Annotated in this window: 1 protein-coding gene and 1 pseudogene; both read right to left on the bottom strand. The window is 69.8% G+C overall.

The window, feature by feature from the left end; genetic code table 11:
- The coding region (locus ACZ4V6_RS36600; protein ID WP_467835613.1) for a 2-oxoacid:ferredoxin oxidoreductase subunit beta at positions 1-710 on the bottom strand (710 nt) is incomplete at its 3' end.
- Positions 703-1,020, bottom strand: a pseudogene (locus ACZ4V6_RS36595) (2-oxoacid:acceptor oxidoreductase subunit alpha); the annotation flags it as partial. The gene ACZ4V6_RS36600 and the pseudogene ACZ4V6_RS36595, both read right to left, overlap by 8 nt.

Raw genomic sequence — 1,020 nt, 5'->3', positions numbered from 1 at the left:
TCGAGGCGGATCACCGCGTCCTGGGCCTGCCGGCGGTCCTTGAGGGCGTCGAAGGCGCCGTCGTTGAAGATGTTGCAGTTCTGGTAGATCTCCACCAGGGCGGTGCCGGGGTGGCCGGCGGCCTGGCGCAGCACGTCGGTGAGGTGGGCGCGGTCGGAGTCGATGGTGCGGGCGACGAAGGAGGCCTCGGCGCCCAGGGCCAGCGACACCGGGTTGAAGGGGGCGTCCAGGGAGCCCATCGGCGTGGATTTGGTGATCTTGCCGGTCTCGGAGGTCGGGGAGTACTGGCCCTTGGTCAGGCCGTAGATGCGGTTGTTGAACAGCAGGATCTTGAGGTTGACGTTGCGGCGCAGGGCGTGGATGAGGTGGTTGCCGCCGATGGACAGCGCGTCGCCGTCGCCGGTGACGACCCACACCGACAGGTCCCGCCTGCTGGTGGCCAGGCCGGTGGCGATGGCCGGGGCGCGGCCGTGGATGGAGTGCATCCCGTAGGTGTTCATGTAGTACGGGAAGCGGGAGGAGCAGCCGATGCCGGAGACGAAGACGATGTTCTCGCGGGCCAGGCCCAGGCGGGGCAGGAAGCCCTGCACGGCGGCCAGGACGGCGTAGTCGCCGCAGCCGGGGCACCAGCGCACTTCCTGGTCGGACTTGAAGTCCTTCATGGACTGCTCGCCCTCGGCCTTGGGAACCAGCTTCAGTGCCTCAGTCATCGATGGCCTCCTTCAGTGCCGCGGCGAGCTGCTCCGCCTTGAACGGCATGCCGTTGACCTGGGTGTGGGAGCGGGCGTCGACCAGGTATCTGGCCCGCACGAGGGTGGCGAGCTGGCCGAGGTTCATCTCCGGGACCACCACCTTGTCGTAGCCGGTGAGGACCTCGCCCAGATTGCGGGGGAAGGGGTTGAGGTGGCGCAGGTGGGCCTGCGCGATCGCCTCCCCGGCCGCCCGCAGCCGCCGCACCGCCGCGGTGATCGGCCCGTAGGTCGAGCCCCAGCCCAGCACCAGGGTGCGCGCGCCGTCGGG

The sequence above is a fragment of the Streptomyces sp. NPDC029152 genome, assembly GCF_055564355.1.
The sequence above is the reverse complement of the archived record's forward strand: the minus strand, read 5'-3'. Positions and strand labels throughout refer to the sequence as shown.